At 49.0% G+C, this 14,368-nt stretch carries 11 protein-coding genes; 8 read left to right on the top strand and 3 right to left on the bottom strand.

Annotation, left to right across the window (positions count from 1 at the left end; translation table 11 throughout):
- Positions 1-77: 77 nt before the first annotated feature.
- The 3 genes from dxs (at position 78) to ACYQ1O_RS13735 (ending at position 3,095) form a co-directional block, all read left to right on the top strand.
- Positions 78-1,943 carry a 1-deoxy-D-xylulose-5-phosphate synthase gene (gene dxs, locus ACYQ1O_RS13745; RefSeq protein WP_459992483.1) on the top strand — a complete coding sequence of 622 codons (1,866 nt, stop codon included), beginning with the start codon at positions 78-80 and terminating at the stop codon, positions 1,941-1,943.
- Between the two features lie 24 nt (positions 1,944-1,967).
- Positions 1,968-2,381 carry a hypothetical protein gene (locus ACYQ1O_RS13740; RefSeq protein WP_459992482.1) on the top strand — a complete coding sequence of 138 codons (414 nt, stop codon included), beginning with the start codon at positions 1,968-1,970 and terminating at the stop codon, positions 2,379-2,381.
- A gap of 198 nt (positions 2,382-2,579) precedes the next feature.
- On the top strand, positions 2,580-3,095 hold the full coding sequence (locus tag ACYQ1O_RS13735; protein WP_459992480.1) for an adenine phosphoribosyltransferase: 516 nt from the start codon (positions 2,580-2,582) through the stop codon (positions 3,093-3,095).
- Between the two features lie 101 nt (positions 3,096-3,196).
- Here ACYQ1O_RS13735 and ACYQ1O_RS13730 read toward each other — a convergent pair whose 3' ends face one another.
- From ACYQ1O_RS13730 to hpnH, 3 genes are read right to left on the bottom strand one after another with little or no spacing between them, the layout of a single operon-like run.
- Positions 3,197-4,159, bottom strand: coding sequence for an MlaA family lipoprotein (locus ACYQ1O_RS13730; RefSeq protein ID WP_459992478.1), 963 nt, complete (start codon positions 4,157-4,159; stop codon positions 3,197-3,199).
- 9 nt (positions 4,160-4,168) lie between these two features.
- Positions 4,169-4,783, bottom strand: a complete 615-nt coding sequence (locus ACYQ1O_RS13725; protein ID WP_459992842.1) for an ABC transporter substrate-binding protein — start codon at positions 4,781-4,783, stop codon at positions 4,169-4,171.
- A 30-nt stretch (positions 4,784-4,813) separates the two neighbouring features.
- Positions 4,814-5,914, bottom strand: coding sequence for an adenosyl-hopene transferase HpnH (gene hpnH / locus ACYQ1O_RS13720; RefSeq protein ID WP_459992477.1), 1,101 nt, complete (start codon positions 5,912-5,914; stop codon positions 4,814-4,816).
- Between the two features lie 442 nt (positions 5,915-6,356).
- Between hpnH and ACYQ1O_RS13715 the strand changes: the two genes are divergently transcribed.
- From ACYQ1O_RS13715 to ACYQ1O_RS13695, 5 genes are all read left to right on the top strand, one after another.
- Positions 6,357-7,457 carry a phytoene/squalene synthase family protein gene (locus ACYQ1O_RS13715; RefSeq protein ID WP_459992475.1) on the top strand — a complete coding sequence of 367 codons (1,101 nt, stop codon included), beginning with the start codon at positions 6,357-6,359 and terminating at the stop codon, positions 7,455-7,457.
- 10 nt (positions 7,458-7,467) lie between these two features.
- Positions 7,468-9,423 carry a squalene--hopene cyclase gene (gene shc / locus ACYQ1O_RS13710; protein WP_459992474.1) on the top strand — a complete coding sequence of 652 codons (1,956 nt, stop codon included), beginning with the start codon at positions 7,468-7,470 and terminating at the stop codon, positions 9,421-9,423.
- The gene (locus ACYQ1O_RS13705; RefSeq protein WP_459992472.1) at positions 9,420-10,157 is read left to right on the top strand and encodes a phosphorylase family protein; all 738 of its coding nucleotides are present in this window, start codon (positions 9,420-9,422) and stop codon (positions 10,155-10,157) included. The genes shc and ACYQ1O_RS13705 overlap by 4 nt, the downstream gene beginning before the upstream one ends.
- A 6-nt stretch (positions 10,158-10,163) precedes the next feature.
- Positions 10,164-12,782: an MMPL family transporter gene (locus ACYQ1O_RS13700; RefSeq protein WP_459992470.1), complete on the top strand. Its 2,619-nt coding sequence runs from the start codon at positions 10,164-10,166 to the stop codon at positions 12,780-12,782.
- A 194-nt stretch (positions 12,783-12,976) separates the two neighbouring features.
- Positions 12,977-14,368 carry an aspartate aminotransferase family protein gene (locus ACYQ1O_RS13695; RefSeq protein WP_459992469.1) on the top strand — a complete coding sequence of 464 codons (1,392 nt, stop codon included), beginning with the start codon at positions 12,977-12,979 and terminating at the stop codon, positions 14,366-14,368.

Below are 14,368 nucleotides of genomic sequence, written 5' to 3'. Positions count from 1 at the left end.
CTTGCTTGCTCAAGAATTAATCAGGATAATCACGCGGTTATTTGCCCGCAATGCCGACTAAAGGAATCGACCACAACATGAATAACCCAGGCCATTTCCCCTTGCTAGACACCATCATCCGCCCCGCCGACGTGCGGGCGCTGCCCCGTGACCTGCTCAAACCTTTGGCGAAGGAGCTACGTGAGTTCCTCACCCAGACGGTGAGCGTCTCCGGCGGGCATTTCTCCGCAGGCTTGGGTACGGTGGAGCTGACGGTGGCTTTGCATTATGTCTTCGATACGCCGTCCGACCAGTTGGTTTGGGATGTCGGCCATCAGGCGTATCCGCATAAGATTTTGACCGGACGTAAGGATAAGATGACGTCTATCCGTACTTTGGGTGGCGTGTGCGCGTTCCCGAACCGCTCTGAAAGCGAATACGATGCCTTTGGTGTTGGACATTCCAGTACGTCGATTTCGGCGGCTTTGGGGATGGCGATTGCGGCGGATATGAAGGGCGAGCAGAAGCAGATGGTGGCGATCATCGGTGACGGCAGCATTACGGGCGGTATGGCTTTCGAAGCCATGAACCATGCCGGATCTATGGATGCCAATTTGTTGGTGATCTTGAACGACAACGATATGTCGATTTCGCCGAACGTCGGCGCGATGAACAATTATTTGTCGAAGATTTTGACCAGCCGTTTGTATTCGTCGGTACGCGAAGAAAGCAAGAAAGTATTGAGCAATATGCCCAGTGTTTGGGAATTGGCGCGACGTACCGAGGAGCATGTCAAAGGCATGATTGTACCCGGCACGTTGTTTGAGGAGCTGGGCTTTAATTACATCGGCCCGATTGACGGGCATGATGTTGAGATGTTGGTGTCAACCTTGGAAAGTTTGAAGCACATTTCTGGGCCACGGTTTTTGCATATCGTCACCAAGAAAGGCAAAGGCTATCCGCCCGCAGAAAAAGACCCATTGGCTTACCACGGTGTGCCTGCGTTTGACCCTAGCCAAGACAGCCTGCCGAAATCCACCCCTTCGCCCTACCCGACTTATACCGAGGTGTTCGGCAACTGGTTGTGTGATATGGCTGCGGCGGACGAACGCTTGTTGGGCATTACGCCTGCGATGCGCGAAGGCTCAGGCTTGGTGAAGTTTTCCGAGCAGTTCCCGAAACGCTATTTTGATGTCGCCATTGCCGAGCAACATGCGGTGACCTTGGCGGCGGGACAAGCCTGCCAAGGCGGCAAACCCGTGGTGGCGATCTATTCCACCTTCCTGCAACGCGCTTATGACCAGCTGATCCATGATGTCGCCATCCAGAATTTGGATGTCTTGTTTGCGTTGGACCGTGCTGGACTGGTCGGCCCTGACGGTCCGACCCATGCGGGCAGCTTTGATTACACCTATTTGGCGTGCATCCCCAATATGCTGGTGATGGCACCCGCTGACGAAAACGAATGCCGCCAGATGCTCAGCACGGGCTTCCATTATAACGGCCCGGCCTCGGTGCGTTACCCGCGTGGTAAAGGCCCAGGGGTGGCGGTGTCCACTGAGCTGGACACACTGGAAATCGGCAAAGGTGAAATCAAACGCCAAGGCAGCCGCATCGCCATTCTAGCGTGGGGCAGCATGGTCGCCCCCGCACAACAGGTCGGCGAGCAATTGGACGCGACTGTTGCCAACATGCGCTTTGTCAAACCGTTGGATGAGGCCTTAATCTTAGAAATCGCCGCCAGCCATGACATCATCGTCACCGTGGAAGAGAACGCCGTCATCGGCGGTGCGGGCAGCTTGGTCAACCAATTGCTGCAACGCCACAAAATCCTCAAGCCTGTGCTGAATATTGGCCTGCCGGATGCGTTTATCGAACAAGGCACAAGGGAGCAATTGCTCAGTATTTGTGGTTTGGATGTGGCGGGGATTTTGGGGCAGATTGAAGCGTTTGAGGGAAATTAGCGGTTAATATTCAAATTAGGCATCATGAAGCGAAAAGCACTCATAGGACATCTCATTATTCCTGGCATGATTACATTCGGCGCTTTTGCTGTTGCACTCACACATCAGCCGCTTGGATGGGAGATGTTTTCCAACTATATTTTCGGCGGCTACCTGTATTACGCAGCTCCTCATCTGTTTTGGGCTGTCGTTGCAGCTGTCACCAACGTTCAGCGAACTGTTTGGCATGCAGGCTTCATTGCATCTTCTATTGCTCTCACGGCAATTGCCAGTGTGTGGCTTGGCCCGCAAGACCAATCTGGCCTCCCTTTGCAATGGATGCTTTATTGGCCTCTGGCTATAGCGCTTCAATTCTTCATAGCGGGCGGCACCGCCATCTATTATCGAGTCAAAAAGACACCTAATTCATCCATCAAAAAAGCAGACACTGTATTATGAAAGCAGCGCCGGCCAGATCATACATTTAACACTGGAGTCCAAAACATGTTTTGGACTCCAGTCCCCAGAAACCACAGCCGCAGAGACAACGAAAGCATTCGGCTTTGGAATAAAAAACATGTTTTTTACTCCTCTCGATTATAAAAACCAAAGCCCCCTTAACCCAGCCCACGCACCACCCAACCCTAAAGGCCCAACATGGACAGACTAAAATCCAAAATCCGTGATATTCCTGATTTCCCCAAACCCGGCATTATTTTTAAGGACATCACCCCGCTAGTAAAAGACCCTGCGGCATTAAGGTTGGCGGTACACCAGTTATTGTTCCCGTTTTTAGGGCGTGACATCACCGCCGTGGCGGGTATGGAAGCGCGGGGCTTTATTTTCGGCTCACTGGTCGCTTGGGAATTGGGTTTGCCTTTTATACCGCTCAGAAAACCCGGCAAATTACCGTATGACGTACAAAGTGTGGAATACGATTTGGAATACGGCTCAGCCACATTAGAGGCGCATATTGATGCCGTTAATGCCAATGACAGGGTTTTGGTGATTGATGACTTGTTGGCAACCGGCGGCACAGCCAAAGCCAGCTGCGAATTGATTGAAAAACTCGGCGGCACTGTTGAAGCATGCGCCTTTGTTGTGGAATTAGATTTTCTGGAAGGGCGTGAAAAACTGAAAAACTATGAAGTCCATTCCTTGCTGCACTATTAAATCGCGTTAAGCCCCCCATAACTTAAGCGCAACAAAAAAGGGGCTGGCATCACCTATGCCAACCCCTTCCCCAATAAAACTATAAAGCCGCTTTTACAAAACTAAAGCTTGCGCAACGCCTTATTCTTGCCATGCATTTTGTTTTTGATGGCATCAATTTTAACACCAGCCTCTTCAAACTTCTTGGCGGTACTATCAAACGATTGGGAAACATCACCAAACGATTGGGAAACTTTACCGAAACCCATCTGCCGCATCGTCAACAAACCTGCCGATTTGTTTGCGCCTGACGAACCAGCTTCGCCACTCTCTTCACCCAGCTCATCATCAAACTCTGACGATGCCTGCGATTTACCGTCGCTCGCCAAACTGTCGCGCCATTGCAAAAATGACTCACGGGTAAACACATAAGGGTCAAGGGCGGCTTCGTCAATAAACTTCAAAGCACCTTCAGCACTAGCGCGGGCGTTCAGCAAAGCTAGCGCTTGAACAGGCGCGGTTACATAAGTGGCCGGATTTGCGGCTGTATCAAATACCGTACCTGGAATACCTCTGGCGGTAGAAGGCCCTAAAAGCGGAATAACCAAATATGGCCCCTTAGGAACACCCCAAACGGATAGCGTTTGATCAAAATCTTCATCATTCTGTTCAAGACCCAATTTTTTGGCTACATCAAACAAGCCAAACAAGCCTATCGTAGAATTGACTGCGAAACGTCCGGTATCAGCAGCACCTTGCTCAAATTTGGCTTGCAAAATATCGTTAAAAACAACGTTGATGTTTTTAAGATTGGTAAAAAAATTAAACACACCCGTTTGCACAAACTGTGGCGTGATGTATTTGTAAGCATTGGAAATAGGTTCCGCAACGTAACTGTCAACCGTATCATTAAAACCAAAAATATGTCGGTTAATATTTTCATAAGGATCAAATTTGCTACTGGGATGATTTTCCCCTACTGTGCCGGAGGTGGCACAGCCGCTTAACATTAGCAAAGCCAACGTTATGGACGACAACAGACGCCAAGACTTGGCATAATGATGGCTGTTGCGGGGTTTATTCATATTTAAAACCTATTGTTTGGAATATTGGCTAATTTTTTCGTTAATTTTGGCAATCAAGGCATCAAAACCCTCACGCTGCAAAACAGCAGTGTATTCAGAGCGTTTTAAGGCCAAATCGCTGACGCCATTGGCGATAATGTTAATAATGCGCCAGCTGTCGCCATTATCTTTAAGCATGTAGTCAAACTTGACGTCTTTGTCATCGGGGATGCTCAAGTGTTCGTGGATAATCACCCCGCCCCTTGTGGTGCTTTCTTCAGAATCAAAGGTAAAAGATTCGCCTGAATACTCTTTAAAATTGTGCGCATAGGAGGCAACGCTCAATTTGCTAAAGACATCGACGAGCTTTTTTTGCTGTTCTTCAGATAGCTTTTCCCATTCCTTGCCGATGACAATCCGGGCAATTTTGGTCAAATCGTGGCTTTTAGAGACGGAATCATACAGTTTGTCATAACGTCCGGCAAACCCTAATTGCTTGCCGTTCTTCATTACGTTAATCAAATCAGCATGAAAGTTGTCAATCACCTGACGCGCCGATAAAGCCCCTTCTGCTTGTGCGGAAAAGCTAGCTACCGCAAAAATAGGCAGTAGCAAAACGGCAAGTAAGTTGTTTCGTTTAAACATCATGATCTTTTCGCCCCAAACCAATATGGACTACTCAACCCTAATCGGGATACCTGCCAAAGTCGGCAGCGTTTTTTCCGCAGCCAGCTCAGGCATAGGCTCTGGCACCATCTCACCATCAGTTTTAGGACCTCTGATCGATGTCCACAACGCTTTCAATGGATGTTTCAGCATATCTTCAACAGCAGTGGCTTCATAACCACAGTGCGCCATGCAGCTGGCACATTTTGGGTTGGTGCTGTTACCGTATTTTTCCCAGGGCGTGGTATCAAGCAATTCTTGGAAACTAGCGGCGTTGCCTTCATCAGCCAATAAATAGCAAGGTTTTTGCCAGCCAAAAACGTTACGGGTCGGATTGCCCCAAGGCGTGCATTCATAGCTTTGGTTGCCCGCCAAAAAGTCCAAGTATAAAGTGGAGTGGTTAAGGTTCCACTTGCGGTTTTTACCTATTTTAAAAATGCCACGGAACAATTCTTTAACATCGCGGCCTTTAATAAAGACATCTTGCTGTGGTGCGCGTTCATAGCTGAAACCTGGCGCGATGGTTACACCTTCAACGCCCAACTCCATGGCGTAGTCCAAGAACTCCGCTACTTCTTGGGCATTCTCGCCTTGGAACAAAGTGCAGTTGATGGTGACACGGAAACCTTTACCCAATGCCAACTTGATCGCCTCAACAGCGCGCTCAAAAACACCTTCTTGACAAACAGAAGTGTCATGACGCTCTTGCATACCATCTAAATGGATAGAGAAAGTCAAATAGGGGGATGGAGTGTAATCATCAATGCGTTTTTTCAGCAACAATGCATTGGTACACAAGTACACGTATTTTTTACGGGCAATAATGCCGGCAACAATTTGTGGCATTTCCTTATGGATTAATGGCTCGCCGCCCGGAATAGAAACCATCGGCGCATTGCATTCATCGACCGCCTGCATACATTCTTCGAAAGAAAGGCGCTTGTCTAAAATGTCTTCGGGATAATCGATCTTGCCACAACCTGCACAAGCCAAGTTACAACGGAACAATGGCTCTAGCATCAACACTAAAGGGTATTTTTTAACCCCTTTTAATTTTTGCTTAATTAGGTAAGTACCTACGGTGATTTGTTGACGTAACGGAACAGCCACTTTAAAACCTCCAAATGAAATAATTGACCCATGATTGCAACAACCATGTAACGTAGCCAAACGATGTGGCACTAAAACAACAATTGTTCGAAAAAGACAAACCCTTACTGCTTTGCTACCCAAAACCCTAAAAAACAAGGTTTATTGGGCAAAACAACACGCCACAAACGCTTCTGCTTTGTCATTAGGATACTCTTTTTTAATAGACGACTCCAGTTTTTGCCTTAAATTTGGTCAATTAATTGCATTTTTACAACGCTTTCCAGGCCTTTTGCACAAACACAACAACAGTCGATAAGCATCTGTTTTTAATATTCAAAAATAAAAATATCGGGATATTAATTTGCCCTATTGGCAACAAACAACATAGTTTTGCAAAATACCAACAAACAGTCTATCATTGCCAACAAATACCCAAACTCCGTCTTTTAATCAAAAGTTTATGAGCAAGACCCAAGCCCCTCTGGACGATCCTAAAGCACTCAACCTATTGTCTGACTTGGATTTCCAAGCAGCCTTGTTGGAAGGCGTGTCCAGAACCTTTGCGCTGACTATCCCACAACTGCCGCAATCGTTGTATGGGGCAGTCGCCAACGCTTACCTTCTATGTCGGATCGTTGACACGATTGAAGATGAAGTGTCCTTGTCGGCAAGACAAAAACAGCACTATTGCGCCGAGTTTATCGAAGTCGTCCGTACCGGTGAAAATGCCGAGCTGTTTGCTTTGGAATTGGCACCTTTGTTGTCCGAACAAACCATTCCGGCAGAACACACCCTTATTCACGTGCTGCCACGTGTAATTCAAATCACCCACACCTTCGAAGCCGCACAAATTGAAGCCTTGGCAGGGTGCGTCAAAACCATGGCAGAGGGCATGCCGGTATTTCAGGCGCAAAACCTGCGCGAAGGCTTGGAAACCATGGCAGACATGGACAAATACTGCTATTACGTGGCAGGCTGCGTAGGCGAAATGTTGGCAAAACTGTTCTGCCATTACTCACCTGCCATTGCCGCGCACAGGGAAGAATTGTTGAAATTGTCGGTCTCATTCGGACAAGGCCTGCAAATGACCAACATCCTTAAAGATATTTGGGATGATGCCGGACGCGGTGTTTGCTGGCTGCCACAAGATATTTTTACTGAAACCGGCTACGACCTAAAAATCCTTAGCCCAGAAACTAACGATGAACGCTTCCGCGCTGGCTTAAGCCATTTAATTGGCATTGCCCGCGAGCATTTGCATAACGCCCTGCGTTATACCCAACTGATTCCCGCCCACGAAAAAGGCATCCGTAACTTTTGTCTGTGGGCTTTAGGGATGGCGGTTTTGACCTTGAAAAAAATCAAGCAAAACTTGGCGTTCACCCGCTCCGAGCAAGTCAAAATCAGCCGCAACAGCGTTAAGGCCACTATCATGACAACCCATGTGATGGGTTCAAACAACGCTTTGTTATCCCTTGCGTTTAACGTAACCAGCCGCGAACTGAAAACACCGGGCTGGCAATATTCATTACCTTCCTCAAAAGCCATTAACGACCTTTAAGGACCGTACTATGTTTACTGACACCAATACCCAAACCAGCATACACCATGCCGCGAGTTCGTCGACCGCCATCCATTCCAACATTTATGACCTCGACAAAGCCATCAGCCGCGCCCAAAACAAATTATTGAGCCTGCAAGATGAGCGCGGGTACTGGGTGTTCGAACTGGAAGCCGACTGCACCATCCCTTCCGAATACATCATGATGATGCATTACATCGGTGAGATCGACATCGACTTGCAAGCCAAAATTGCCAACTACTTGCGCACACACCAAGTGGAAGACGGCGGTTTCCCGTTGTTTACCGGCGGCGCGGGCGACATCAGCTGTAGCGTAAAAGTCTACTTCGCCCTAAAAATGGCTGGCGACTCGCCGGAAGACGCGCACATGATCCGCCTGCGCAGCTTCATCCTAGGACAAGGTGGCGCCGCGAAAGCCAATGTGTTCACACGCATTGCCCTGGCAATATTCGAACAATTGCCTTGGCGCGCCGTACCTTATATTCCAGTGGAAATCATGTTGTTGCCCAAATGGTTTCCATTCCACTTGGATAAAGTATCGTATTGGTCAAGAGCCGTCATGGTGCCGTTGTTTATCTTGTGCACATTAAAAGCCAAAGCGAAAAACCCAAACCAAGTGAATATCTTGGAATTGTTCGTGGTGCATCCCGACCAAGAACAGAACTATTTCGCCAAAGACACTTTGTTGAAAAAAGTTTTCTTAGGATTGGATAAATTAGGCTTGATGACCGAACCGCTCATCCCGAAAGCCATGCGCGCGTTGGCCATCAAAAAAGCCAAAGACTGGATTGTTGAACGCTTAAACGGCGAAGACGGTTTGGGCTGCATTTTCCCCGCCATGGTCAATGCTTACGAAGTCCTGCTGCTGTTAGGCGTCCCCGCCGATGACGAGCAAGTAGTCACCGCGCGTAAAGCCATCGACAAACTATTGGTCATTAAAGACAACGAAGCCTATTGCCAGCCTTGTGTATCGCCCGTTTGGGATACCGGCCTGTCACTGCTTGCCTTACAAGAAGCCGAAAAAGCAGGGTTCATCGACAGCCGAAACCATGCCTATGGCTGGTTAAAATCCGTGCAATTGTCGGACGAACCGGGTGATTGGCGCATTGTTAAACCCGAACTGCCAGGCGGTGGTTGGGCCTTCCAATATGCTAACCCGCACTATCCTGATGTCGACGACACTGCCGTTGTCGCCTTTGCGATGGCCTGCGCCGACTTGCCTGGCCTGGAAGAATCCACCTACCGCGCATCGCAATGGATTGCCGGTATGCAATCCAGCAATGGCGGTTATGGTGCGTTTGACATTGACAACAACCATTACTACCTCAACCAAATTCCGTTTGCAGACCACGGCGCCTTGCTTGACGACCCCACTGCCGACGTTACCGCCCGCTGCATTATGTTGCTGGCAAAATTGGTTGATAAACACGCCCATTACCAACCGGTCATTGATCGTGCGGTTGAGTATTTGCGCGGTGAACAGGAAGCTGACGGCTCATGGTTTGGACGTTGGGGAACCAACTACATTTACGGCACTTGGTCTGTATTGCTGGGCTTGGAACAAACCCAATTGCCTAAAACTGATCCGTTATTCACCAAAGCAGCTGCTTATTTAAAAAGCAAACAACGCGGTGACGGTGGTTGGGGTGAAGACAACTTCACTTACCACGACAAATCGTTCAGCGGCAAATACCGCAACAGCACCTGCTTCCAAACCGCTTGGGCCTTGCTGGGCTTAATGGCGGCAGGCGAAGCGCACAGTGCAGAAGTTAAAGCGGGCATTGGTTTCTTGTTGCGCAGCCAACAACAAGACGGCATTTGGAATGACCCTGGCTTTACCGCACCGGGCTTCCCAAGGGTGTTCTACCTTAAATATCACGGTTACGATAAGTTCTTCCCGCTTTGGGCGCTTGCCAGATACCGCAACGAACTTAATAAAGCGTGATTACCGGAATCGTTGTCGCCTTGCCGGATGAGTTGACCACCCTGACGGCAAAACGGGTGCAAAAGAAGCACTGCCTGTTTATCTCCGATACCTTACTGGTCGCCTATTCCGGCACAGGGCCTGCCAATGCCCGCCAAGCTGCCGAATTGCTCATCCATAAAGGCGCCACCCAGCTTATCAGCTGGGGCTGCGCCGCTGCTTTAAGCCCACAACTGAAACCTGGCGACCTGGCCTTGGTTGACACCTTAATTGATGTCGACAACTACGAACTCTCCGTCGATAAGGATTGGCATCGCCACGCCAAACGCCTGCTTGCCAAACATGTAACGCTGTATTGTGGTTGTTTGGCAGAAAGTACCGGCATCGTCTCCAGCAAAGCCGAAAAGGAACAGCTACGCAGCTTTACTGACGCCATTGCATTGGACATGGAAAGCGTCGCTATCGCCAAAGTTGCCGAACAACATCACCTGCCCTTTTTAGCGATACGCAGCATTGTTGACCCCGTCAGCATGAACCTGCCCCGAGCCATCAGCTTTGCCGCCAATGCCGAAGGCGATATTGTCTTGGCGCGCTTACTGCTTTTCCTTGCCTTACACCCCTTGGAATTGCCGCAACTTATCAAATTAGGGCTGCATTTTAGTGCCGCCAAAAAAACATTGACCCTCATCGCCAAACATCTGCACGACTTAGTTGCCATTCCTAAATCGGCAACCACCTCATCCACCAGCCATTAAACGCGCATGACCCAGCACAAACCGACTTTTCTCGACGCATTTTTTAACCAATGCGAACGGCAGATTATCCATTTCCCTTGGGTTTTACTGCTGGCCTCTTTTCTTGCTTGCGGTGCAGTGGCCTACTACGTCTACGACCATCTTGGCATCAACACCAATACGGCAGAAATGCTGTCACCCGATTTGACGTTCCAAAAAAACCAAAAGCGCATCGACCAAGCCTTTCCGCAAGATGCAGCAACCATCTTGCTGATTATTGAAGGAATAACACCGGAAGAAACCACCATTGCCGCCGGGCAACTCATCGACAAACTGGGCAAGCAAACCGACCGCTTTGATTCCGTCATTAGCGGCACCGACAACGCATTTTTCCGCCAGCAAGCCCTGTTATACCTAGATGAAGCCGACTTGGAGGCGTTGGCAAAAAAACTGACCGACGCACAGCCCTTCATCGGTCATTTGGCGCAAAATTATCATCTGGACGGCTTGTTTGAAATCATCCGTTTGGCCTTGGAAAAACGCGATGAAAGCTTGCCAATGGAGCTAAAGCCTTTATTGCTCGCCATCGATAACACCTTAAAACATCAGCTGGACGGACAACCGCAACGACTGTCTTGGCAAAATTTGCTGGCAGACGACAAGCTCAATGCCGATGCCAAGCGCAGTTTGGTGATTGCCAAACCAAAGCTGAATTTCAGCGAATTATTGCCGGCAGACGCGGCACAAAGCGCAACCCGCGAAGCCGTGCGCGCAGTGATGGCGGACAACCCCGGCGTGAAAATCCGCATTACTGGCGAGACCGCCCTTGAACACGAAGAGTTGGAAAGCGTCACCGTTGGCGCTGAAATGGCGGGCTTGGCTTCGTTGGTTTTGGTGTTTTTGGTGCAATGGGTCGGCTTGCGCTCGCTCAAATTATTGCTTATCACCTACATTGTTTTGGTCATGGGCTTGGTGTTCACCGCCGGTTTTGCCGCCATCACCGTGGGCCACCTCAACGTCATCTCCATTGCTTTTGCCACCTTGTACATCGGCTTGGGTGTCGATTACGCCGTACACATCTGTTTGTACTACCGCGAACGCCGCGCCCGTGGCTACAGCAACGCGCAAGCTGTTCACCACAGCATGAAAGGTGTCGGATCGTCGTTGTTTATGTGCGCGCTGACCACTTCAATCGGCTTTTTGGCGTTTATCCCGACCGATTATGCAGGCGTTTCCGAGCTGGGCATCATTTCCGGCGGCGGTATTTTTATTGGCTTGTTGATTTCGGTCACCGTCTTACCCGCCCTGTTTTGCGTTTGGCCTGTCAACGACCCCAAACCCATTGCCACGGCATTTTGGCCCAGCTTTTTAATCACCTTGCCGTTCCGCCACGCCAAGTTGATAAAAATCACCTCTATCTTGTTAGGTATCGGCGCCTGTGTAGCGCTGACGCAATTAAAATTCGACTCCAATCCTATTAACCTGCGTGACCCGCACAGCGAATCGGTGATGGCGTTTAAAGAATTGGTGAAATCAAAAAATGACTCGCCGTTTGCGCTGACAGCGTTGGCAAACAATTTGGACGATGCCGAAAAACTGGCCGCCAAAATGAAGCAGTTGCCCACGGTTCACGAAACCATCACCTTGGCCAGTTTTGTTGCTAAAGATCAAGACGAAAAATTGCTGACTTTGGAAGACTTAAACCTGATCTTAGGCAACCAATTGCAAAATTTCAGCAACAAACTGCCTGAAAACAGCAACCCCAAAGCAGCATTGGAAAAATTCAACGCCGCGCTCAAAAAAGCCATCGCCGAAAACAGCCCGAACGCCCCTAAAGATACGCTGGAACAACTGCAGCAACGCATTGATGCTTTTATCAAAATGGCAGACAGCTCAGCGCAACCGGACGTGGCTTACCGCAGCTTAGAAAAAAACCTGCTGGACTTATTGCCGTTCACTTTAGAGCGTCTAAAAACCAGCCTTAACGCCACCGCTTTTGGTATCGACGATATTCCTGCCGATGTGCGTTCGCACTGGTTAAGCAGCAACGGTTTATACAAAATATTGATTACACCGAAAGAAGACATTAACGACGATGCCAACCTAAAACGCTTTGTCGCCGATGTCCAAGCCATCGACAACACCGTATCGGGCTTGCCGGTCGCCAACTTAGCCAGTGGCGAAGCGGTGGTCAAAGCCTTTTTGCAAGCCTTTGGCGGTGCTTTCGTGGCGATTGTGCTGGTATTGTTGGTGATTTACCGTAGCATCCGGCAAACCGCTTTAGTGGTTTTACCTTTGGTACTAGCCGCTTTGTTAACAGGCGCAAGCAATGTTTTGCTGAATAATGATTTTAACTTTGCCAACATCATCGCCCTGCCCTTGTTGCTGGGTTTGGGTATCGACAGCAGTATCCTGATTATGCACCGTTTGCACTTTAACCTCAGCGAAAACGAAAACTTACTGCAAAGCAGCACCACACGCGGCATCATTTTTAGCTCAATTACAACTTTATGTAGTTTTTCGAGTCTGTCTTTCACCGCGCACCAAGGCATGGCAAGTATGGGCTTATTACTTTCATTAGGTTTGTTCTTTACTGTGATTTGCTCGCTGATCGTCTTACCCGCTTTTAGCGGCAAACGCGTCTAATCCAGACCGTTTTAATCAAACACCACCCTATTGCCACGCCGAAATCCGGTGCTGGCAATGGGGCTTGCCCGAAGGCATGCTGCAGGAAGCAGCCTCGCCAGGGGCAGACAATTTAAAATAAACCGTCGCCAACGACACAAAACCATTAATGCACCTTCTACCGGCATTAATGCAAACACACTTTGAGGTATCGAATGTCTTTCAGCATCGCCGAACTTTTTGCCCAACACAGCACCGACAAATTTGACCTGCACGAACAGCACCTGAACAACCAAATGGTGCGCGTGCTAAAAACCATTGGTTATGACCGCCATTACAAAAAAGCCGTCGGACAATATTTGTACGACCAAGAAGGTACCGAATATTTGGACTTGCTCAGCGGTTTTGGTGTATTCGCCGTCGGTCGCAACCATCCAACCATCGTCAGCGCCTTGCAAGAAACCCTCACCTTAGAATTGCCCAACTTAGTGCAATTGGACGTGTCGGTATTAAGCGGCTTACTGGCACAAGAAATCTTAAAAACCACGCCAGAGAACACCAATAAAATGTTCTTCTGCAACTCCGGCACGGAAGCCGTAGAAGCAGCCATTAAATTTGCCCGTTACACCACCAAGCGCGAAAAAATCGTTTTCTGTGAACATGGTTATCACGGTTTGACCATGGGTGCACTGTCGCTAAACGGCGAGAATATTTTCCGCGAAGGCTTCGGACCGTTATTGCCCGGCTGTAGCGCCATCCCGTTCAACGATTTGCCTGCATTGGAAGCAGCACTAAGCAATAACGATGTTGCCGCCTTTATCGTCGAACCCATCCAAGGCAAAGGCGTTAATTTGCCGGATGACAATTACCTGCCCGAAGTGCAACGTTTGTGCAAAAAATACGGCACTTTGTTTGTCGCCGACGAAGTACAAACTGGCTTAGGCCGCACCGGCAAATTCTGGGCAATTGAACATTGGGGCGTAGAGCCAGACATGATCTGCATGGCAAAAGCCTTATCAGGCGGTTTTGTGCCGGTCGGTGGTGTCGCCATCACCCAAAAAATCATGGACACGGTTTACAACCGCATGGACCGTGCGGTGGTGCATGGTTCGACTTTCTCCAAAAACAACATGGCAATGGCGGCAGGTTTGGCGACTTTGCATGTGTTGGAACAAGAAAAACTGGTCGAAAACAGCGCCAAAGTCGGCGGCGACATTATCAGCAGTTTGAACGCCATGAGCAGCCAATACGAATTCCTCAAAGAAGCACGCGGCAAAGGCATGATGATCGCTATTGAATTCCAAGCCCCCAAAAGCCTGACCCTGAAAGCGGCTTGGGCAATGTTGGAAGCCGCCAACAAAGGCTTGTTCTGCCAGATGATTACCATCCCGCTGTTTAAAGAACACCACATTTTGACGCAAGTGGCAGGCCACGGCATGAACGTGGTCAAATTATTGCCACCATTAACCTTAACGCAAAAAGACCGCGACCATATCATCAACAGTTTTGATAAAGCCATTGCCGACACCCACCAACCGTTCGGCTCTATTTGGGATTTGGGCAAAAATCTTGCGGGTCATGCCCTGAAAGGCAAAAAAGGTAGCTAA

It is taken from the genome of Methylosoma difficile (genome assembly GCF_054657615.1).
This window is presented reverse-complemented; position numbering and strand designations above follow the sequence as displayed.

Excerpts from the sequence above, each read along its gene's own strand:
- dxs (WP_459992483.1), top strand. The coding sequence starts at position 78 with ATGAATAACCCAGGCCATTTCCCCTTGCTAGACACCATCATCCGCCCC.
- ACYQ1O_RS13740 (WP_459992482.1), top strand. The coding sequence starts at position 1,968 with ATGAAGCGAAAAGCACTCATAGGACATCTCATTATTCCTGGCATGATT.
- ACYQ1O_RS13735 (WP_459992480.1), top strand. The coding sequence starts at position 2,580 with ATGGACAGACTAAAATCCAAAATCCGTGATATTCCTGATTTCCCCAAA.
- ACYQ1O_RS13730 (WP_459992478.1), bottom strand. The coding sequence starts at position 4,159 with ATGAATAAACCCCGCAACAGCCATCATTATGCCAAGTCTTGGCGTCTG.
- ACYQ1O_RS13725 (WP_459992842.1), bottom strand. The coding sequence starts at position 4,783 with ATGTTTAAACGAAACAACTTACTTGCCGTTTTGCTACTGCCTATTTTT.
- ACYQ1O_RS13715 (WP_459992475.1), top strand. The coding sequence starts at position 6,357 with ATGAGCAAGACCCAAGCCCCTCTGGACGATCCTAAAGCACTCAACCTA.
- shc (WP_459992474.1), top strand. The coding sequence starts at position 7,468 with ATGTTTACTGACACCAATACCCAAACCAGCATACACCATGCCGCGAGT.
- ACYQ1O_RS13700 (WP_459992470.1), top strand. The coding sequence starts at position 10,164 with ATGACCCAGCACAAACCGACTTTTCTCGACGCATTTTTTAACCAATGC.
- ACYQ1O_RS13695 (WP_459992469.1), top strand. The coding sequence starts at position 12,977 with ATGTCTTTCAGCATCGCCGAACTTTTTGCCCAACACAGCACCGACAAA.